Below are 20,930 nucleotides of genomic sequence, written 5' to 3'. Positions count from 1 at the left end.
TTTATACGCTTTATTTTTTTATCTTATTTCAAATCAAAACTAGATTTAGAAACCAAAACATCCTTGTCAAAAACATTTACATAATAAGTGCCTTTTGCAAAATCTTTGCCAGGTAAATTTTCAGAAACCTGAACTGTTTTATTTTCATATTTCACAGTAGTTGCAAAACTATATGACAATGATTTTTCACCAAAATTTTGAGTTTTCTTATCTCCCAAAACATTATTCTTACTATCAATAATTTGCACATAATACGTTTTATCCCCTGATTTTGCAATTTGATTTTCAGCAATGGTAAAGCTAATTTTAAGCATATCTGCCCTACTGGCTTTATCTGTTTCAACTTGTTTTTCTGAACTTCTAAAAAGACCTGGACTCTTCACATTATAAGCCGATGTTTTCAAATTCACTATAGATAATTTTGCTCCTTTTTCAACCGTTTTAGCCAATTCATCATTTTGAGACACTAACACCTCGTTAGTCTTTTTAGCTTCAACTAAAACCACCTGAGTACTATCACGCTGTACCGTCAACTTGGTGTTTTGTTTTTTCAAACCTTCATTTTCAGCCATTAATGCTTTCATATTATTTTGAAGAGCTTGATATTGGGATCTGAATTTTGAAACATCCCCTTTTGATTTACTCAAATCAGCCATTAAACTTACTACTTTATCTCTTTCTTTTATCAGTTCTTCAGACATGGAAGTGTTTTCAGCAATAGCAGCATCATACGTAGCTTTTAGTTCTTGTAAATCTTTCATTACTGATTCTTTTTCAGTAACTGTTGTATTTAATTCCGTTTGAACATTTTCTACATCAGATGAAACTTTAAATATATAAACTAAGCTTCCTACTAATAAAATTGCCAAAACAGCAATAACTGCTTTTAAGCTTGAATTACTTTGTTGATTTTCCATTTTTAAATTGTTTGTTTTTTATAATTTGTTTTCCAAATTTAATGAATATATATTCATGTTATAACGTTAGTTAATACAATTATAGTATTTTTGGTAAAAAAAATATTTTTTCATGGATAAGCTTTTGCCTTTTACAATAAAGGATCTTGCAAAAATTACCAACCACAGAAGTGGTGAAATAAAATTTGGAGAAAAAATGATAACCATTCCTAATGGTGAAGATCCTATTACCTTTATTAAAAATGCTGAAGCGAAATATGTTTTAATTGGCATTCCCGAGGACGTAGGAATACAAGCTAATTCAGGACGACCTGGTGCTGCATCTGCCTGGAAAACAGCTTTAAAAAGCATCGCCAACATTCAGCACAATCGTTTTTGCAAAGGAAATCAAATCATCGTTTTAGGCGAAATAGACGTTGAGGCTGAAATGATTGAAGCCAAAAACCTCGATTTTAAAATAATGGACCATCGCTTAAAACTAAGCAAACTGGTTGAAAAAATTGACAAAGAAGTTTCTCATATCATTTTTAGTATTATCAAAGCTGGCAAAACCCCTATCATTATTGGAGGCGGACAAAACAACGCCTACGGAAATATTAAAGGCGCTGCACTTGCCAAGGGTAAACCAGTAAACGCTATTAATTTTGACGCCCACTCTGATTTTAGAATTCTAGAGGGACGTCATAGCGGAAACGCTTTTTCTTATGCATACAACGAAGGTTTTTTAAAAAAGTATTTTGTTTTTGGATTACACGAAAACCATGTTTCAAAAAATGTTTTAGATTTAATCAAAAAAACAGATGAAAGAATACGATACAATACCTACGACAGTATAAAAGTACGTGGAGAAAGAAACTTTTTAGAAGAAATCATAACTGCATATGAGTTCATCAAAACAGATTCTTACGGTATCGAAGTTGACTTAGATGCACTGCCTAACATTGCCAGCAGTGCTATGACTTTGAGCGGTTTTTCTATAGAGGAATTACGCCAATTTATAGCTTATTTTGGAAAACATAAAAACGCCACTTATCTCCATATCTGTGAAGGTGCTCCCGACTTGGATGGAGAGAAGAACAACCATCTCATTGGACAATTAATAGCTTATTTAGTTACCGATTTTATCAAAGCCAATCCTTAATTGGTTTTTCTAATAAAACACCTAGAAACAGCAATCACACAAGGGTCTAAATAAATAACACTATCTTTGCGCTAGCTCACTGTACAAATTACAGTGTTTTTAATTTCAAAAATATGTTATTCGAAGATTTATCACTTTCTAAAAGTATCCAAAAAGCCGTCTATGAAGAAGGTTATACCAGTCCAACACCTATTCAAGAACAATCTATTCCACTCATTTTAGCTGGAAATGATTTAATTGGTTGCGCCCAAACTGGTACTGGTAAAACAGCCGCTTTTGCTATTCCGATTATCCATCAATTGCATCGCATTGTGGGGTCGTCCAAAAAAGCCAAACAGATACGTGCCTTAGTTGTTACCCCTACACGAGAATTAGCGGTTCAAATTGGACAAAGCTTTGACACCTATGCTAAATATACAAATCTAACACAACTAACTATATTTGGTGGGGTTTCTCAAAATCCTCAAGTTGACACTTTGAAAACGGGAGTTGACATCTTAATTGCAACTCCAGGAAGATTGCTGGATTTACACAAACAAGGTTTTATTAATCTTGACCACTTACACACCTTAGTACTTGATGAAGCAGACCAAATGCTTGATATGGGTTTTGTAAACGATGTTAAGAAAATTGTCAAACTCACACCAAAAAACCGTCAAACGCTATTGTTTTCAGCAACAATGCCAATTGCAATTCGAGAATTGGCTGAAATGTTCTTGACTAATCCAGAAACGGTAACTGTTTCTCCTGTTTCATCAACTGCTGAAAAAGTAGAACAACGAATTTATTTTGTTGAAAAAACAGAAAAACGAAACTTATTATACAATTTAATCCAAAATGAAAATTTGACGGATGTGTTGGTGTTTTCCAGAACCAAACATGGTGCGGATAATGTTGTGAAAGCCTTGCGCAAAAAAAACATTCCTGCCGAAGCCATACATGGCGACAAGTCTCAAAATGCAAGACAACGTGTACTGGATGCCTTCAAAAACAAAGAAGTGGGCGTATTAGTAGCTACTGATATTGCTGCTCGTGGTATTGATATTGACCAACTGCCTTATGTGATTAATTTTGATTTACCAAATATCCCTGAAACGTATGTACACCGAATTGGTAGAACAGGACGTGCTGGAAATGGCGGAATTGCGATCTCTTTTTGTAGTAAAGATGAACATGCGTATTGGAAAGACATTCAAAAACTTATCAAAGTTGATGTAAAGACCATTAACGACCATCCTTATCCTTGGCATTCAGGTAGCCCCGAAACAGCGTCAGGAAGCAATACGAAACCTAAAAACTCCAACCGTAGTGGAGAACGTACTAAATCCAGAAAATCAGCCAGTTCCAAACAGAATAAAAAACGTTGGTATTAGTACATTCTAATAATTTGATAAAAAAAGACCGATAATTGAACAACAATATCGGTCTTTTTTTTTTCAGGAACAGTCTTAATCTATTAAAACATCTTCTAAAACGTCTAGACTTGAAGCATTAGGCAAACTAATCTGGATTTTTTGGGCTATTGTTGGGGCTAATTGAGTAATCACTGATTTCTGAAAAGATTTTCCTTTTTTAATCTTCCAACCATAAAATAAAGCAGGGACATGAGTGTCATACGTATATATAGTACCATGTGTGGTACCTGTACCATGAGATTCAATATAGCCTGGCTTATCAACTACTACTAAATCACCATTTTGAATAGGGTCATATCCATTTTGAATATTGGCCAAATACATATCATTGCCTGAGGCAGCAAGAATTTCTTCTTCTGTATAGACTCTTTTGACATGTTCTAAATTCATTAAATAGGTTTTAAATTTATTTTTTACATCGTTTAAATCCCAGTTATTTGCTTTTATTTTTACTTTATCAAAAAAGATATTAAAATTAGAATAATTTAAAACCAAATCTGCTCCATAGGTTTGTTGCGAAAATGCTTTTAGATTTTCGCGTATCTCTTTTGGAGGCACACTTTTTACGTTATATTTATTATCCTTTAAAAAATTAACATTTTCAGCACCCGCGTGGTCTGCAGTTAAAAATAACATATAATTATCTTTCCCCACTGATTTATCTAAGAAACGCAATAAGGTAGCTAAAGTTTCATCCATACGTAAATAAGTATCTTGAAGTTCTATCGAACGAGGTCCAAAAAGATGCCCTACATAATCTGTAGAAGAAAAACTCACTGTCAAAAAATCAGTCACATCATCTTTACCTAAGTTTTCCTCTTTAATCGCTCTCATGGCAAACTCTGCCAAGAAATCATTACCAAAAGGAGTAGTTCTTATAACACTAGCATCATTTTTTTCAAACATATCCTTTAAATCGTAAGGAAACACAGGATTCTTACTATTGTATAATTTACCTTCATAAGGATTATTATCAACAAGAGACTCATTATAAACAGATAAAGGTTTTAACAAAGTCCAATCTTTATTTAAATAGGTCAAATAATGTTTCTCTTCATTAAATTGAACAACCCACTGGGGTAATTTTTCACCATAAAATGTACTCGAAATAAAATCCCCTGTTTTACTATACCAAAAGGCCCAATTAGCAAAATGTCCCCCTGGTAGGATAGCACCTCTGTCTTTCAAGCTTAAGGCAATTACTTTCCCTTCAAAATTAGTACTCATTCTTAATTCATCTGTAATTGTAGTACTTAACAAATTAACAGGAGACATTTCGCCTTCACTTTTAGTTCCATTACCTACAGTTTTTACAGATGTATCATCTGTACAGTACATAGATTTAGCAGTTTTTTTATTAAACCAGTCATTACCTACAATACCGTGATGATTGGGTGTGGTACCAGTATAAATAGAAGCATGTCCAGGTGCAGTATAAGTAGGCAAATAATTATAATGCATATTTTCAAAACTAAATCCATTATTTAGCAGCCTTTTAAAGCCATCCTCTGAAAAATCATTATAAAAACGAGATAAGTATTCTTTTTTCATCTGATCAACTACAATTCCAACTACTAATTTTGGACGTTGTTGAGCTGAAAGGTTTAAAACTGTGAGTATTATTAAAAATAAATTCTTTTTCATTATCCAATTTGTAACTTAAGTATATCCAATTATAATTTATCCTATTTTCAAAATAAAATCAAACAGTGCTACAAACAATTAACTAACAGCAATTTAAAACCAACCTAAAAATTAAAGTGATAGGTCGCAGTTTTTACTCTCATTTTTTTGTAACCGTTATCCATTATATTTGATTTCAAAGATATGGTTTTCTGGATTCCTCTAGAAAAAAACAACGAATAACTTCAATTTCTTTAATTTTTCATAACACTTCGCCAACAAATTCTAACGCCAAATCTTTTAATCCAACGCCTGCTACTTTTTTATACAAATGTTGTTTAAGCTCAAAATTCACAAGTTATATCCTTTGTATAATTTTGTCATTTCAAATACAAGTTAAATTCTTCCTTACTACTAAAATTTACTGAAAGTTTTTTTTAAACAGACAAAAGAATCTAATGGTGAAACATGACATACCTGCCTTAGATTATTCTTCCTCTTTAAAATCTGAAACTTTTGGTCTAAGAAAAAGCAGTTGAACAATTAAAGCTACTAACACGGCACCAGCCATGATCCCAAAATCACGTCCAAGATTCCCCTCATCTACCGACTTACCTAATAAATCGGTTATAAACGCACCAGCCATAATACCCGTTAAATTCATAAAACCAAAAGCAGTAGCTCGGTATTTTGGAGCGACAAACTGGCAAAGAATAGGCATATTATTCACGTCAAACATTCCAAAACCAAAACCAAAACAACAGGCGGCCACTACAATATGAGTAAATGAATGACCAAAACCTAATAATAATAAAGCGGGAATTGTCAATGCCAATCCTAAAGAGGAAGTATAAATACGCCCTCGAAGGTGTCTTCGAGCCCATCGATCAGAAATAACGCCACCAATAATTACTCCAAATAATGACGAAAATGCGGTAGTGATGGTTGAAAGTGGCCCAGCTTGTGCCATCTCTATATTGAGGGTTCCTGAAAAAAGCGTAGGCAACCAGTTTTTTGTTCCCCAGCCCGGTAAGAAAGGAACAGCAAAATAAAATAATATAATCCAATAAGAGATGTTACTAAACAAAACTCCAAACACCTTAAAGAAAGGCACTTTCTTCTCAACGATATTATTTTTTAAATTTTCAGCTTTTGAATTTTTAAATTCTTTTAAAAACAAAACTAAAACAAATGAATAAACAACCCCGATTAAGCCAAAGGTTTGAAACGTTATTTTCCAACTCCAATAATCAGCTATTGTAGCACCAAAGCCACCTAATGCTTGCCCCATAAACAAACCCGTAAGATGTATTCCTATTGCAAGTGATCTTGTTTTATTAGTATGAAAATCAGCTATTAGAGAAAGTGCTGCTGGAATATACATGGCTTCACTAACTCCCATAATGGCTCTAAGCCAATATAATTGCTGAAAAGTTTCGGCATACCCCATTGCAATAGTCACAGATGACCATACAAACAAACTAATAACAATTAGCCATTTTCTGTTCAATCTATCTGCAATTAGACCCGAAATAGGACTCATAAAGGCATAAATCCACATAAAAATAGCCATTAACCTTCCAAAGTTTTCAGCTGATTCTAATTCTTTAAAATCAACCATCATTGACGGTTTCATGGTAGCAAGCATTTGCCGATCCATGTAATTTAGTAAGGCTACAACCCAAAGCAAAGCCACGAGTACCCAAGGATAAATTTTAGAATGTTTCATATTGTATTTTTATTTTTTGGGCGGGAGTACGTTAACGTTTTTTATTATGGTTATTCATCACGAGAGGCGACTTGTTAAAAACCACTTTCTTCAGCCATTTTTACTACCCCAACAATGAGAATTAAATTAGCAAAACGGCGTTGTTCACCCGTTTGGATAATTAAAGTGGTAGCTGGCTCTTTTATTTTATCATAAAAAGCCCAGCGTTCCATCTCATCCCAAGTGACATCACCGAGTATTTTTTTATAAGCAAGATGTATATCTGCATTCGCTTCGGCAGGTTTTTCCATGACAATAGCACCTTGAAAAGGACAAATTTCCATGAGTCCTTCAAGAACTGTAACAGCGTCTAATAAACCAGGGCGAAAGTTGAGATGAACAGTTGTTGAATTAGGACCTGTCATCGCACCAACTGGCAAGTTTCCATCGGCAATAACAACTTGAGCAAAATGCCCAGACCGTGCCAATGCTTCCAATATTGTTGGGTGTATTACTGCTGTTTTTAGCATAAATATCGTTTTGATTTTTTTATTTAAGTACTAAGAAACAAAGTTTCTAAGACACTATGATATTGTTAATTACACTCAAAAAGTCATGTTAATTCATAAAACCAATGCTATATGACCTTGATTTGTAACTGTTCTTTTTTTAGAAACAACATTAACCTTTGTAGTATTTTAAAGAGGTTTAAATACAACCAAATGAATTTCAACAGATTATCATTGTTCTACATTTTTGACTGTATGATAGTTTAACTTTCGATTGACTTACATATTATAAACCCCTCCGTTAATATCTAAAGTAGCTCCCGTTATAAATCCGTCATATTCTGAAGCTAAAAACAATACGGCTCTTGCTACATCATCAGCATTGCCAGCACGTTGAATAGGAATACCTTCAATGGTTGCAGCGGCAGACTCTTTGGTTGTATGTGTATTGTGAAAAGAAGTCCCTAAGATTAGACCTGGAGCAACTGCATTTACTCGAGTTCCTTGGGGTCCTAATTCTGAAGCGAGCGCTCGAGTAAATGTCAAGATAGCTCCTTTGCTTGTTGAATATACTAAAGAACCAGGATGTCCACCTTTACGTCCGGCCAATGACGCCAAATTAACTATACTACTATTTTCATTTTTGGTCAAAAATGTAGCTGCTGCTCGAGTCACAAACATCATCGAGGTTAGATTGATATCCATTACTTTATGCCAAAATGCTGCCTCTAATTCATTCAGCATTTTTCGAGAAACAAGGGAACCAGCATTATTAATTAGAATATCTAAACCTCCAAAAACTTCAACGGTTTTCTCAACCAATGCATTAGCTTCGACTTCCTTTGTCAAATCTCCACTAATAGCAATAGCCTTTTGACCTTTACTGACAGCATAATCCTTTAATTGATTTGCTGTGTCTGCACTTGAAAAATAGTGTATCGCAACATTGGCTCCACTATCAATAAAATGCTTGGTTATTGCTTCTCCGATTCCCTGTGCTCCAGCAGTGATGAGAACATTTTTTCCTTTTAATTTTGTATTACTATTCATATTTTAAATCTGTTTCTTTTACTATTGATCTCTCTCTTATTGCTATTGACTAAGCACCTAAAAATGAAAAAAAATCCGAATTACAATTAGTCAAAAACTAATTGATATCACAATATTCATATAACAACTTGAAATGTTGCTTCATTCTTTTTTTGGCTAATTTGGGATCTTGATCTCTAATTGCTTTATAAATTTTGGTATGCTCTTTAATTCTCAATTCATCCAATTGATCGTAATCAACATGATATTTTTTAAAATCAATAATAATTTGAGGAGTTATTGCAATCATTATTTGATTCATAATGACATTCCCACTCGCCTTGGCAATTGCTAAATGAAATAATAAATCTTCTTGGACAGCATCTTCACCTGAGAGTAACTTTTTTTTATGGGCATTTAATGCCTTTTTAATATTTTCTAAATCTTCTTCGGTACGCTTTTTAGCAGCTGCCTTAACTGCTTGCAATTCCAATGAAATTCTAATCTCTACCAACGACTTAAAATCAGGTAATCCAAGATTTAAAATATCTTGAACCATTCCATTCATTGCAATTCTGCCAATATTTGGAATAACTGTCCCACTTTGCGGAATTGATTTTAATATTCCATAAGACTCTAATTTCAATATTGCAGCATGGATACTTCTTCTGCTTACGCCAAATTTTTCTGCAAGTTCACGCTCTGGCGGTAGTTTATCTCCTGGCTGTAAATGCTTTGCATTAATTAAATCATTGATTTGATTAATGATTTTATTTACTCGGCTAGTTATTTCGAGATTTTCGTTCTTTGAAAGGATATCTAAATTCATGATTGTAAACAACATTAAATTGGTGCGCCAAATTTATTGAATTTATTCCACATACAAAATAGAAAGACTCTGTAAAATGGGAGTCTAAAAAATTAACCGACCTAAATCAAAAAGGTCGGTTAACTTAAAAATAAAACTAATCGTTTATGTCCAACAATAAAAAATATCTTTCTTGGATTTGTTTCGATTTAGTTGTAACCCGCGTTTTGAGTAATCACCCCATTGGTTGCAAGTATTTCCGAGATAGGAATTGGGAACAAATGATAATTACTATTAATTGTTTGTCCCATTTCAGCATTAACAGTACCCGTTCTCACTAAATCAAACCATCTTTGCCCTTCAAAGGCCAACTCAAGTCTTCTTTCTTTCAGTATTGCTGTCCTAACAGCAGCTTGAGTTGTTGCAGTTCCACTTAAAGAAGTTAAACCTGCTCTAGTTCTAATTGGATCTAATCGAGCTAAAATACTTGAAGAATTGGTGCCATTTGCATTTGTATTTTCATTCAAAGTTTCGGCATATAATAAAATAATATCCGCCAATCTAAGTTCAATCCAGTCGTGATTAGGACCGTTTGCTTGATCGTACTTTTGAGAAATATTGTTAGTTCCAGTTTTTATGTTCACCCCTTTTCTAAGGTCTCCTGGATTGGCATCATAAGCCGCAATTAATCTTGTATCCACGGGCGATGGTGCCTTTGTATCTTGTCCTAGATACCAAGACCAAAATTCAGAAAAACCATATTCATCTACTATAGAACTTGAAATTTGGGTAGCAAAAAGAATTTCTGAATTCAAATCATTTGTACTCCCAAATACCCCAGCATAAGTAGGTCGCAAATGAAATTGTGTGGTTGATGATGAGCCCATTGCAGCAGCAGCATTAACAACTGCAGCCAACTCTGGTTCTGCAAGGGTAAAATTTCCCATTTGAACATATACCTTACCTAACAACCCTTGTGCAGCATACTTAGTTGCTCGTCCTGTACTTGATCTAGTAGCACTTAATCCATCTCTAGCAGCAATCAAGTCAGGAATGATAACATTGTTATAAACATTAATAGCTGGTTGTCTTTTTAAATTATAAGTAGGAATATCAGCTATATTAGGAGTCGTTCCTGTAAATACGACAACATCCCCAAAAACTCGTACTAGTTTAAAGTAAGACAAAGCTCTTAAAAATTTAGCTTCAGCTACATGAGTTGCATTAGAAGAATTCCCAATAACATTGTTCGCACTTAATATAGATTTGTACAAAGCCGAATAGAAAGGACGGAAAAACTGATTATCCATTGCCGCCAAATTAGGTCCGTAAATATCAAATTCCGTATAGGGCGACTCAAACATTTTTGCGTTGTCTGCCCTAAAGTCTCCCATTACAGCCATTGGTGTAACCGAACCAATTTGATAATAATAAGCAGCATTTAAAACTCCCTGAAAATCTTTTAATGAATCAGAACTCGCAATATTTGGTGGCACTTGATCAAGACTACTTTCACATGCTGTTGTCCACAACATTAATCCAAATAATATTATATATACTTTTTTCATCTTTTCTTTTTTTAAAAATTAACATTTAAACCTAGCGTAAAACTTCTAACTATTGGACTTGCTCCTACTTGTACACCATAAGTTGTAGGGCCTGCATAACCAGTATTTGTAGTATCCACACCTTCTGGATTAAAAGAGGTATAATCTTTACCCATTAAATACAATAGATTAGTAGCAGCAGCATAAACCCTTGCTGAACTTATACCAATTTTAGAAGTTAATTCTGTTTTAAAAGAATATCCTATCGTAAGATTTCTCAAGGCCACAAAAGAAGCATCTTGCACCTGTGCGTCTAATTGATTATTTGAATCTAAATAAAACTCCCCATTGTGATCTGCTTTACCATTTTTATCCGCATCAAAACTTGTTCTCAATCTATTACCAAATTCAGAATTCCAATAAATTGGGTCAACATTCCAAACATCTCCCCCTTGCGAACCTTGCAACTGAAATGAAAAGTCAAAATCTTTATATTTCATGGAACTGTTCAATCCCCAATAAAAATCAGGTGCATTTTGACCAATTTTAACCAAATCTCCACCTTCATCAACAGTTTTTGTCTTATCAATTACCCCATAGCCAGGCTCTCCAGGCGATTGTTGATCTTTTACGTAAAATGCAGAACTATTTAAACCAATCACTATAGTAGGATCTTTTATGTATTTATCTTCAACTTGCCCTAGAGTTTGTACACCCCACATTTCACCAATTCCTCCTCCAACATAATTTCTAAAAACAGGACCTCTACCACTCTGACCATAAATTTGTCGAGGTAATTCATCCAAACCACCTAAATCTGTAATTTTAGTATTAACTGTTGATAAATTAGCCGATACATCCCAAGTGAAATCTTTGCTATTCAAAACACCCGCAGAAAATTCAAACTCTAATCCAGAACTCCTTACGTCACCTGAATTAAGACGTATTGAAGGTGTACCAAGTACTTCTGACACACTTTGATTAATCAAGATATCCTTAATATCCGAAGTATAGTAATCTACACTCAATCTAAAACGGTTATTATTTAATCCTAAGTCAACACCAAAGTTAGTTTCGGTATTGGTTTGCCAAGTTAAATCGGCATTTGCAACGTCGCTAGGAATTAAAAATCCTGTTCCAAACACAGTTGCTTGAGGACGTAGAAGACTTAATGAATTATAAGCACCTAAATCCGAAGTAGTTCCTAAAGAACCTCTACTAAATCTTAGTTTTACTAAACTCAATAATTCTGATTTGTAAAATGACTCCTTATGCACATTCCACCCTAAGGAAACAGCTGGAAAGGTTTGGTATTTTTTATTAGCCCCAAAACGAGAATCGCCGTCTCTTCTTAATGATACCGAAGCTAAATAACGATCATCGTAAGCATAATTAACCCTTCCAAAGACACTTTTCCTTACTATAGTTTCGTCTCGTTCTCTTACTGTTATATCCGACGGATTAAACAGACTGTAATCAATAATGTCGCTAAATGGAACATTAGTTCCCATTAAAGCAAGTCCTTTGTAATAAATACTTTGAAATTCGACCCCAGCTACAGCAGAAATCTCATGTTTTCCAATTTCTTTGGCATAACTCAGAGTAGTTTCACTCAATACTGAAGATTGTTTTAATTCTGTTTGATCCAAATTAGTTTGATTAGTACGTGCCTGAGAATCTGACTCCAAACCTCTCCAATAATAATCTTGAACATCATTCAAATCAGCTCCTAGAACCGTTTTTAAATTCAGACCTTCTAAAAGACTATATTGCAAATAAGTATTAATGTTAGCAAAATAGGTTTTTTGATAACGATCAGTGTTATCTAATTTTGTAGCAGGACCTGCATCACCTGTACCTCCAATTCCATTCCCAACTCTACCATAGTGCCAGTCTTGAGCTGTCATTCCTGGCTGTAAGGTATTAATGCTTTTATTGAATGGAGAATTCGCCCCAGCTCTATATCCTGAGTCAAAAGTATTACTTAAACCAGGTACACCTGCAAGTGCTAAAGCAGCTCTTTGTGCATCCAATTGTTTCACGAAAGCAATAGAAGCCGCCGTATGGTAAATTGGTGATATGTTGTAAGCTCTAATAAGATCCCTCATATCCCATCCTACAATATCTCTCTTGGATGTAAACCCATTAAAACTTAACCCCGTTTTGAATTTATCACCTAATTTGGCATCAACATTCATACGTGCATTAATTTTTTCAAAACCTTGAGTGATTACAATACCATCTGTTTTTTGATAACCTAATGATGAAAAATATTTTACATCCTCAGTTCCTCCACTAATACTGAAATCGTGATTAACACTACTTCCGTTTCTGAAAAGCCAATCCTCAACCGCAACAACATCAGGTGCATTTTTAAAAGCATTAATCCTAAAATTCACAAGACGAGAATCTACTTCCGAAACATCATAAGTACTGTTAGCAATATTTGTTTCTAATTTATTAGCCCATTCTCCTGCTGTCATTTGTACATTATCCTTAACATATCTACTCGATGTACTAATATAAGTATTATAACTAAAACTAGGTTTTCCAGCTTTTCCTTTTTTGGTGGTTACCAAAATTACCCCATTGGCTCCCCTAGAACCATATATAGCAGCAGAGGCAGCATCTTTAAGAACCTCCATACTTTCAATATCGTTCGGATTGATTGTGGCAATGCTTCCTGAAATTGGATAACCATCCACAACAACTAATGGGTTTGAACTACCATTAACAGAGGATGCTGCTCTAATTTGAATTTTTGGGTCAGAACCTGGTGCCCCATCTTGATTTTGAATTCTTACCCCAGATAATTTACCTGCCAAAGCTTCATCAACACGGGTTGCTTGAACTGCTGCAACATCATCACCTCCTATTTTAGCAATAGCTCCAGTAAGATGTGATTTTTTTCTTGTTCCATACCCTACAACTACTACTTCATCAAGTGTCTTAGCATCTTCTTTTAAAATTACATTAAGCGTTTTTTGATTTGATATTGTAATAGATTGTTTAACATACCCTATATAAGATACAATTAGCACATCACCTTTTTTGGCACTCAATTGAAATTTCCCATCAAAGTCAGTGGAAGCTCCTTTTGCCGTTTTTTCTATAACAACATTAGCACCTGGAATTGGCATATTTGCTTCATCCATTACTGTTCCAGATATTATATACCCTTCTTGTGCAAATATTGATATATTGAATATCAATACTAGCATTAAAATTAGTTTCGTTTTAAAATTCATTTGTTAATTGGTTTAGTTAATTGAAAATTTAATCAATGTGTTAGTTTACATTGTTTTAGAGATGAAAACATCTCGTTCATTACCAACCGGAATCACTATTACTTTAAATTAAATAACACTAGATTATTTTAAAAAAAGCTTGTTGATTAGTTAGTATAAGAGGTCAAATTTTCACTTCAAAAAAGAAGAAGAAGTTTTTTAGATAGACAAATATCTATCGTTTTTTAAATTGGTTTAATTTTCATAAATGATTTAGTTTAATTAAGTTAGGTTAGTTATTTTGTAAAAACACAAATTGGTGCGCCAATTCATATTTTCCAAATTTATGTTAAAAAAATGTTATAAAAAAACTTTTTAAGGATTTAATTGTGTTATAAAAAAAATCAGTTTGCTTTTATTTTAAAAAAAATATATATTCTTACAAAAAATGTTATCTGAAAACTTTTAAAACAAAAAATTAATTAAATTATTGAAAATCAGACATTATAAAATGAAAATTCTAGCAATATGATTAAAAGAAGCTTTTAACGTTTTTAATTATTAGGCAATGTATTTATGCAATTTTGGTAATTAAGAGTCCATAAACAACAGTTAATTTTTAATTTCATTTTGTTAAGAATATTTTTATTTTATTTTTAGAAAATTTTAACATATATGATTGCTTCAATTCACTTTTACATCAAACTGAATTTAATTTTTTCAAAATAAATTATTCATCTAATATCCCTAAGTCTAATGAATCAGTACCTTTTCCTTTTAGTGGTGAATTTTTTAATAACTTAAATGAAGTTCCATCAAATTCTGGATTAAATGTCCAAAGATTTTGAACATTGTATTTTTCATCACCCGTTACACTGAGTTCATCCGATTGATAAAAATTATTATTTAAAATATTGACTATTGGCTCCCCCACAACTAAGTGCATTTTTAAACCTTTAGTTTTATTAAAAATATTATTCTGAACACCAATTACTTGAACACCATATAGTGAGATTGCAGCTTCATATTTATTCTTACTACCTAAACCTACATTATCAAAAACATTGTGATCCATTTCTAAAAAAGGCCCAAATGTACTTTCGTCTTTTCCTCCTCTGTAAAGTCTTAATGCGGTTCCTTGAACGTCTTTAAAACTATTGTTTTTCATTATAAAATATTCCACATTGTAAGCTCCAATATCATCTGTCTCAGTATCCAAAGCTGCGATATGACCTGTAATGTTTTTGAATCTTGAATTTTGAACACTAATGGTATCAGCAAATGTCCCTTTTGCAACTCTTAATACATCAAAAGAATGGTTTACAACAAAGTTTTCGAAATCACAATTATCAATAAACAATTTATAGTTTTCTGTCATTGATTTATTACTGGTACTGATTACGGAATTCCCCGCATAATCAGGTGAACTCGCTCCGTCGAATTTAATATTCTCTAAAGACAACATACCTCCATTTTGTATTTCAAAGGCCATCATGCGCTCAAACAAAACAGTAGCTTTATCTTTTCCAGATGTTTTAAATGTAAGTGGATGTTTCACATTTACCACTTTTGTTAATAAATAGGTTTCTCCAGAGGTTAACTCTATAACATCTCCTGGTTTTGAGTTTTCGGCAGTATCAAACAGTGTGTTGATTCCTGGTTTTGCTTTTAATAAATTACCTGAATTTAAAACTACATCTTTGTCTTTTTTGGAGTACCATGCTACTCCTGTATTTTCTTTAGTAGCAATATTTGGACTAATTGAAATCTCAAACTTTATTTTATCCGATTTAGGAATTAAAAATCCTTGTTTGTTTTTTACTAATTCGATAGCAGCATTTTTAAATCCGTTTTTAAACTCCGTTGTTAAGTTTTGCCCTAAAATATTGTTTTTAAAAGTCACTCCACTAATATCATCATAAACCGTAAAAAGATTTTTTTTACTATCATGATAAAAAATATTCCCTGAAATTTCTGAATTTCGAGGCGCTTGACTTCTCTCAGCATCATTACCGGCACACAATTGAATATGGTCACAGTTGATAAAGACATTGTTATTTACTTTAGAATCTGTAACTGGAACATAACGATTTGGTGGCGAATTTGGCACTCCATTCATCATTACAAAAGCACCTCTAAAACGATACCCCGTTAAACCTATATGATAATTATTAATTACGGTTTGTTTCTCATTGATGACACGAACTCCTCCTGTACTCGGTTTTCCGTTACCTATAAACACATTTCCATCTACCAAGGTTTCATTACCATGACGCATCGTTAATGTTCCTGTGCACTCAAAAAAGGTATTATACTTAAACGTATTTTGACAAGATTTGTTCGAAATAATTTCATGTTCTCCATTACATCTGTCAAAATAATTGGACTCTACTAAGGTATTAGAATTCTCGGATGCATTGTGGCTTGTACCAATTCTTAAGGTTTCTCCTCCATTATTACCATAGGTAGGACGAGGTCCAAAATAATTATGATCAATTTTATGATTGTTTGCAATGCTTTCAGGCGTATCTAATCCAACAATCATCGTAACGCCTAAATTCTTTTTCCCTACAATATGGTTGTGATCTACTCGATTATTTTTTCCATAAATGGTAACCCAATAATCTTGAAATTGGCGTTCTGGATTATTATAATTATCAATCACACATTGGGTCAATCGGCAATTATTAGCTAATTCTTTTTCATTTTTTCTAAAAGAAATAACAGCATTGGTTGGCGTATATCCGTTAATAAAAACCAATCCTTCTACAATTAAATATTCTCCTGCTATTTGAAGATTTGACGCTCCTTCTAAAGTTACTTTTCCTTTTTCTTGAACAGTGAGCGTAATTGGTTTTTCTTTAGTTCCACGTCCTTCAAAAACCAACTCAACGTCTTTCCAAACACCATTGGCTAAGACAATTGTAGTACCTGGTTTCGCTTTGGATACTGCATTATTAAATTCTGAAATATTTCTTACCAAGTTATTCGCATGTGCAATTCCACTTACACAAGATAATGTCATTACTAGAATTAGTAAAGCACTTGATATACGGTTAAATAATTTATTCATAATTATGGTTTTTTTGGTTTTCTAGGTAGTTTGACAACAACAAATAGTTTCCTCGATACAAATATTTAGTATTATAAGAAGTTTTCTGCTTGGAGACCGACAACTAAAAATATATAACTAAAAGGTTAAGATTCCAATAAATACTAATGACAATACAAACACATTAAATACGTGTAACATGTTTTGCATCTCAATAAGTTTTGCACCAAATATGGGTATAAGTAAAGCAACTAAATTGGCCATAAATCTGGCTACGCTAAACTGTCGCGAACTAGTATCTAAAGTTCCCGATTGAAAAAAGGAATTGTCCTTCAAAGATTTTGATTCCGACATAAATTCATGGTTTGGTTAGTTTTTTGGTAGTTATGTAGTCAATCAATGTTGCCAGTTGGTATGATGAAATTTGCCAGAAGCATCATCGTTTCGTTGATAGGTATGTGCTCCAAAATAATCGCGTTGTGCTTGTATAATATTTGCCGATGAATTTGCTGTAGTATAGCTATTAAAAAAATGAACGGCATCACTTAAACACGGAACTGCTAACTCACTCAAAACGCATTGTGCTACTACTTTATTAATTGAAGGTTTTAACAACTTAAGTTGATTAATAATGGTTTGGTGTTTTAAAATATTATCATCTTTTTTCAAAACATCAATTAATTCAGCCATAAAATCCGATTTAATAATACATCCATTCGTCCAAATTCGAGCTAATTCACTTAGATTCAAATTCCACCCATAAGCCTTTCCTGCTTCAGAAATCAATTTCAAACCTTGAAAATGATTTATTATTCTAGCAAACTGATAGGCATCTAAAACAGCTTCCACATCTAAATTTATAACAGACGGTTGTATATCATAATTTTCGCTAGCCAAAAGTCTTTCCTCTTTATAAAAAGATGTATATCGTGCAAATAATGCAGATGCAATTAGTGTACTTGGGGCTCCCAATTCAGCTGTGGCAATAGTCGTCCAATTTCCAGTTCCTTTGTTACCTGCTTTATCAACAATCTTATTTACTAACCAATCATCACCCTCTTTTTTTCTCAGAATATCAACCGTAATTCCTAATAAATAACTATCTGCCTTTGATTTCCATGATTCTAAAATAGTAGCAATTTTATCTGGGTTGTTACCCGCGAGTTTTAGAATACTATAAACTTCAGCCAATAATTGCATCTCAACATACTCAATACCATTATGAACCATTTTTACAAAATGACCGCTACCTTCTTCTCCTATATAAGTACAGCATGGTAAATTCTTAGCGTCTTTGGCGGCAATACTTTCTAAATAAGGTTTTACTAAATTATAAATTTCTTTATTCCCACCTGGCATAATAGAAGGTCCTTTGAGAGCCCCCTCTTCTCCACCTGACACACCTACTCCAATAAAATGGATGTTCTTTGCTTTGAGATAATCGTAACGTTCTTTTGTTTTTAAATAATTTGAATTACCACCATCAATCAAAATATCTCCCTCGGTCAAATGAGGAATTAAATCTTCTATAACACTATCCGTAATCTTACCTGCATTTACCATAAGCATAATTCTCCTTGGAGTTTGTAGTGAATTAACAAATGCTTTTATGTCTGAAAATGGTTGTGCAGTTTCAAGTTCTTTATGATTATTTTTAAAATTGACAGCAACATCTTCCTCAATTCCTTTTACTTCTCGATTAAATAAAGAAATAGCAAACCCTTTTTGAGCCAAGTTTCTACTTAAACTCTTCCCCATAACTCCTAATCCAAATAATCCAAATTCTGATTTCATTTCTATAGTCTCTACTATCTTATTTACAATTTCCTCTGGTTGCATACTAATATTTACCTCTAAAGCATGTTCAGGAATCTCTAAAGCATCAAACTGAGATTGTAATAAATCTGCAGGCATAAAGTGATTTTCTCTTCTGTTTATTCGCTCTATAATTTGATTAAAACTTCCTGAAAGATGAACCCATTTTACTTGATTTTTGATTTCTGTACTTAATAAATCTCTGTACTTTTTTTTTAATGCCGAACAAGCTATAACGCAACTATTTTTGGGTAATTGCTGTTTAGCCAATTCATTAAGTGTAACCAACCATTCATGGCGATCTTCATCATTAAGTGGCTTACCACTACTCATTTTATCTATATTGGACTGCGGATGAAAATCATCACCATCAAAAAATGGAATTTTTAATCGTTGTGATAATAATTGCCCAATAGAGCTCTTTCCACAACCTGAAACTCCCATTATAAAGATTACATTATTCATATTTATGAAATATTAAAAAACTTTACTCACTGCTATAGTAAACCAACAGAATTTAATCAATATTTTGGTATAGTACCCAGCCCTACACTTGCTTCTCTAAACCATACTTCTGTATAGCATCCATTCGCATATTGTTTCGCAATATCACCACCATAAGTTTCTGACCCTGTATTCCAAACTATATTTTCTTCTGGAGACTTTCCATTCGTTTGATTATAAGCACCTTGTTTGAAATACTGTAATTCACCAGCATAAGCGTTTTCACGTTCGATACCGTCACGACCTATTGGAGCGTACAATGTCAATATTTGTTGCGGTATATTAGAACGAGATGAAAAATCAGATTTTAATAAATTTTTTGTAAATTTCACAGTTTTATGACCTTTGCTTGTAAAAGTGAGATACATAATTCCTTTATAAACATTTATTTCATAACTGAATTCCTCTCCTAGTTCAATTCCTTCTTTAGGTTCTTCAGGAAATACTGTTGTACTTGGCCCCACGACTGACATGTCATTACCCCAAACAGCCGTGGAATAATCCCATCTTTTGGAATTATCACCCTCCGTATTTATTTCATAGTTCCAAAAAACAGAACCTTTTTTGTGCCCAGGAAATTTTTTATAAAAAATTTTTAAAGGTTCATTTTCATGCCCTTCATCACTGTGAATTTGCCCTACTACTACTGAGTAGGAAGCAGCAACTCTTGCATCGCCAGAAGTCGAAACATGCATTACTTTTAATGTACCAGTTAATTTACCTCCCGTTTCAGGTACCCAATGCTTCAATTGTCCTAATTCTGTTCTTGTATTATGAGAAGTCCTTGAAGTAATCCCTGAATTAGGCGTTTTATAGACTACCCAATTCGTTTTACTATCCTTTGATACATAAAAAAAATCATTTTTTTCAAAATTGACTACTTCATTTGTTTTTGTTCCATCTCCTAAAAGAATACTCCATTCATTCATAAACGGAATAACATCACTGGGATAGCGTACACTTTTTACGCTTTCATCAGTAGTTTTTTTAACTACATGGAAACAGCTTTGTAATACTAGTGCTGAACAAATCAATAGCAACGGATATATTGATACTTTAAAAAATTTAGTAAACATTTTATTTATATTTTCATTTATATTATTTAAAATCGCAAAGACCGCCCGTAAGCGAATCACCACCACATCGAAAATAAATCCAAACAAAATTTGAATTAAAAAATCAACGTAAATAAATATAATTTTGGTGTACCAAATTGGCGTACCAAATATAAGTATTTTTTATTACTATAAAAATTTATTGGTATTATAATATCTAAATGCAAAAAAATAATTTGAAAAAATTGAAATTCTAATTAAAAAGTATTATCACGATGAGCTACGCAAACGTATAAAAATGTTGCTATGCAGAAATTAGCACATTGGTATAGAAAAATAGAAGAATCGGGGTTTGAAAACTTCAACATTGTCCTCAATACAATAAAGATTAATTACCAATCAATACTAAACTACTTTGATAATAGAAGTACAAATGCTTCAGCGGAGTCTTTCAATGCAAAAATTAAAGCTTTTAGAGCGCAATTTAGGGATCAAGTTCAAAAGTTGGGGATTAGGCAAAAAGATTGGATAATCTAAACAGGAAAAAATCAATTTTTCTAACACCTCTAAATTGCGCTCT

Annotated in this window: 14 protein-coding genes and 1 pseudogene; 3 read left to right on the top strand and 12 right to left on the bottom strand. The window is 33.0% G+C overall.

The genetic code is table 11. From position 1 onward, the window contains the following. Window positions 1-23: 23 nt before the first annotated feature. Window positions 24-917, bottom strand: a complete 894-nt coding sequence (locus tag K5R64_RS16390) for a hypothetical protein (protein WP_220764975.1) — start codon at window positions 915-917, stop codon at window positions 24-26. A 112-nt stretch (window positions 918-1,029) separates the two neighbouring features. Here K5R64_RS16390 and K5R64_RS16385 point away from each other — a divergent pair, with 112 nt between their 5' ends. Next, complete coding sequence (locus K5R64_RS16385) at window positions 1,030-2,058, top strand: formimidoylglutamase (RefSeq protein WP_220764974.1); 1,029 nt, start codon at window positions 1,030-1,032, stop codon at window positions 2,056-2,058. A 113-nt stretch (window positions 2,059-2,171) separates the two neighbouring features. Beyond that, window positions 2,172-3,431, top strand: coding sequence for a DEAD/DEAH box helicase (locus K5R64_RS16380; RefSeq protein WP_220764973.1), 1,260 nt, complete (start codon window positions 2,172-2,174; stop codon window positions 3,429-3,431). A gap of 75 nt (window positions 3,432-3,506) precedes the next feature. Here the strand turns inward: K5R64_RS16380 and pafA are convergent, their stop codons facing one another. The 11 genes from pafA to K5R64_RS16325 form a co-directional block, all read right to left on the bottom strand. Continuing rightward, window positions 3,507-5,117: an alkaline phosphatase PafA gene (pafA, locus tag K5R64_RS16375; RefSeq protein WP_220764972.1), complete on the bottom strand. Its 1,611-nt coding sequence runs from the start codon at window positions 5,115-5,117 to the stop codon at window positions 3,507-3,509. Between the two features lie 466 nt (window positions 5,118-5,583). Further along, a complete protein-coding gene (locus K5R64_RS16370; RefSeq protein ID WP_220764971.1) occupies window positions 5,584-6,825 on the bottom strand; it encodes an MFS transporter in 1,242 nt (413 codons plus the stop codon). A gap of 74 nt (window positions 6,826-6,899) precedes the next feature. After that, complete coding sequence (locus K5R64_RS16365; protein WP_220764970.1) at window positions 6,900-7,334, bottom strand: RbsD/FucU family protein; 435 nt, start codon at window positions 7,332-7,334, stop codon at window positions 6,900-6,902. A 258-nt stretch (window positions 7,335-7,592) separates the two neighbouring features. After that, entirely contained in the window at window positions 7,593-8,363 is a 771-nt protein-coding gene (locus tag K5R64_RS16360) for an SDR family NAD(P)-dependent oxidoreductase (RefSeq protein ID WP_220764969.1), read from the bottom strand. 97 nt (window positions 8,364-8,460) lie between these two features. After that, entirely contained in the window at window positions 8,461-9,171 is a 711-nt protein-coding gene (locus K5R64_RS16355; RefSeq protein ID WP_220764968.1) for a FadR/GntR family transcriptional regulator, read from the bottom strand. 188 nt (window positions 9,172-9,359) lie between these two features. Further along, window positions 9,360-10,718, bottom strand: a complete 1,359-nt coding sequence (locus tag K5R64_RS16350) for a RagB/SusD family nutrient uptake outer membrane protein (RefSeq protein WP_220764966.1) — start codon at window positions 10,716-10,718, stop codon at window positions 9,360-9,362. An 11-nt stretch (window positions 10,719-10,729) separates the two neighbouring features. Then, complete coding sequence (locus K5R64_RS16345; RefSeq protein WP_220764964.1) at window positions 10,730-13,945, bottom strand: TonB-dependent receptor; 3,216 nt, start codon at window positions 13,943-13,945, stop codon at window positions 10,730-10,732. Between the two features lie 709 nt (window positions 13,946-14,654). Continuing rightward, complete coding sequence (locus K5R64_RS16340) at window positions 14,655-16,997, bottom strand: polysaccharide lyase 6 family protein (protein WP_220764961.1); 2,343 nt, start codon at window positions 16,995-16,997, stop codon at window positions 14,655-14,657. A 117-nt stretch (window positions 16,998-17,114) separates the two neighbouring features. Further along, the gene (locus K5R64_RS16335) at window positions 17,115-17,330 is read right to left on the bottom strand and encodes a hypothetical protein (RefSeq protein ID WP_220764959.1); all 216 of its coding nucleotides are present in this window, start codon (window positions 17,328-17,330) and stop codon (window positions 17,115-17,117) included. Between the two features lie 42 nt (window positions 17,331-17,372). Then, on the bottom strand, window positions 17,373-19,256 hold the full coding sequence (gene gnd / locus K5R64_RS16330) for a decarboxylating NADP(+)-dependent phosphogluconate dehydrogenase (protein ID WP_220764957.1): 1,884 nt from the start codon (window positions 19,254-19,256) through the stop codon (window positions 17,373-17,375). A 56-nt stretch (window positions 19,257-19,312) separates the two neighbouring features. Beyond that, entirely contained in the window at window positions 19,313-20,371 is a 1,059-nt protein-coding gene (locus K5R64_RS16325) for a polysaccharide lyase family 7 protein (RefSeq protein ID WP_220764955.1), read from the bottom strand. Between the two features lie 282 nt (window positions 20,372-20,653). On the opposite strand from K5R64_RS16325, the pseudogene K5R64_RS16320 reads away from it, so the two are divergent. Further along, window positions 20,654-20,887: pseudogene (locus tag K5R64_RS16320) on the top strand (transposase); the annotation flags it as partial. Between the last annotated feature and the right edge of the window lie 43 nt (window positions 20,888-20,930).

Origin of the sequence: Flavobacterium sp. UMI-01, assembly GCF_019656315.1 — a bacterium.
Classification (GTDB): domain Bacteria; phylum Bacteroidota; class Bacteroidia; order Flavobacteriales; family Flavobacteriaceae; genus Flavobacterium.
Note: the sequence above shows the minus strand (reverse complement) of the source record. Positions and strands in the feature narration are given on the sequence as shown.

Coding starts and splice junctions, on each gene's coding strand:
- K5R64_RS16390 (WP_220764975.1), bottom strand. CDS start 917: ATGGAAAATCAACAAAGTAATTCAAGCTTAAAAGCAGTTATTGCTGTT.
- K5R64_RS16385 (WP_220764974.1), top strand. CDS start 1,030: ATGGATAAGCTTTTGCCTTTTACAATAAAGGATCTTGCAAAAATTACC.
- K5R64_RS16380 (WP_220764973.1), top strand. CDS start 2,172: ATGTTATTCGAAGATTTATCACTTTCTAAAAGTATCCAAAAAGCCGTC.
- pafA (WP_220764972.1), bottom strand. CDS start 5,117: ATGAAAAAGAATTTATTTTTAATAATACTCACAGTTTTAAACCTTTCA.
- K5R64_RS16370 (WP_220764971.1), bottom strand. CDS start 6,825: ATGAAACATTCTAAAATTTATCCTTGGGTACTCGTGGCTTTGCTTTGG.
- K5R64_RS16365 (WP_220764970.1), bottom strand. CDS start 7,334: ATGCTAAAAACAGCAGTAATACACCCAACAATATTGGAAGCATTGGCA.
- K5R64_RS16360 (WP_220764969.1), bottom strand. CDS start 8,363: ATGAATAGTAATACAAAATTAAAAGGAAAAAATGTTCTCATCACTGCT.
- K5R64_RS16355 (WP_220764968.1), bottom strand. CDS start 9,171: ATGAATTTAGATATCCTTTCAAAGAACGAAAATCTCGAAATAACTAGC.
- K5R64_RS16350 (WP_220764966.1), bottom strand. CDS start 10,718: ATGAAAAAAGTATATATAATATTATTTGGATTAATGTTGTGGACAACA.
- K5R64_RS16345 (WP_220764964.1), bottom strand. CDS start 13,945: ATGAATTTTAAAACGAAACTAATTTTAATGCTAGTATTGATATTCAAT.
- K5R64_RS16340 (WP_220764961.1), bottom strand. CDS start 16,997: ATGAATAAATTATTTAACCGTATATCAAGTGCTTTACTAATTCTAGTA.
- K5R64_RS16335 (WP_220764959.1), bottom strand. CDS start 17,330: ATGTCGGAATCAAAATCTTTGAAGGACAATTCCTTTTTTCAATCGGGA.
- gnd (WP_220764957.1), bottom strand. CDS start 19,256: ATGAATAATGTAATCTTTATAATGGGAGTTTCAGGTTGTGGAAAGAGC.
- K5R64_RS16325 (WP_220764955.1), bottom strand. CDS start 20,371: ATGTTTACTAAATTTTTTAAAGTATCAATATATCCGTTGCTATTGATT.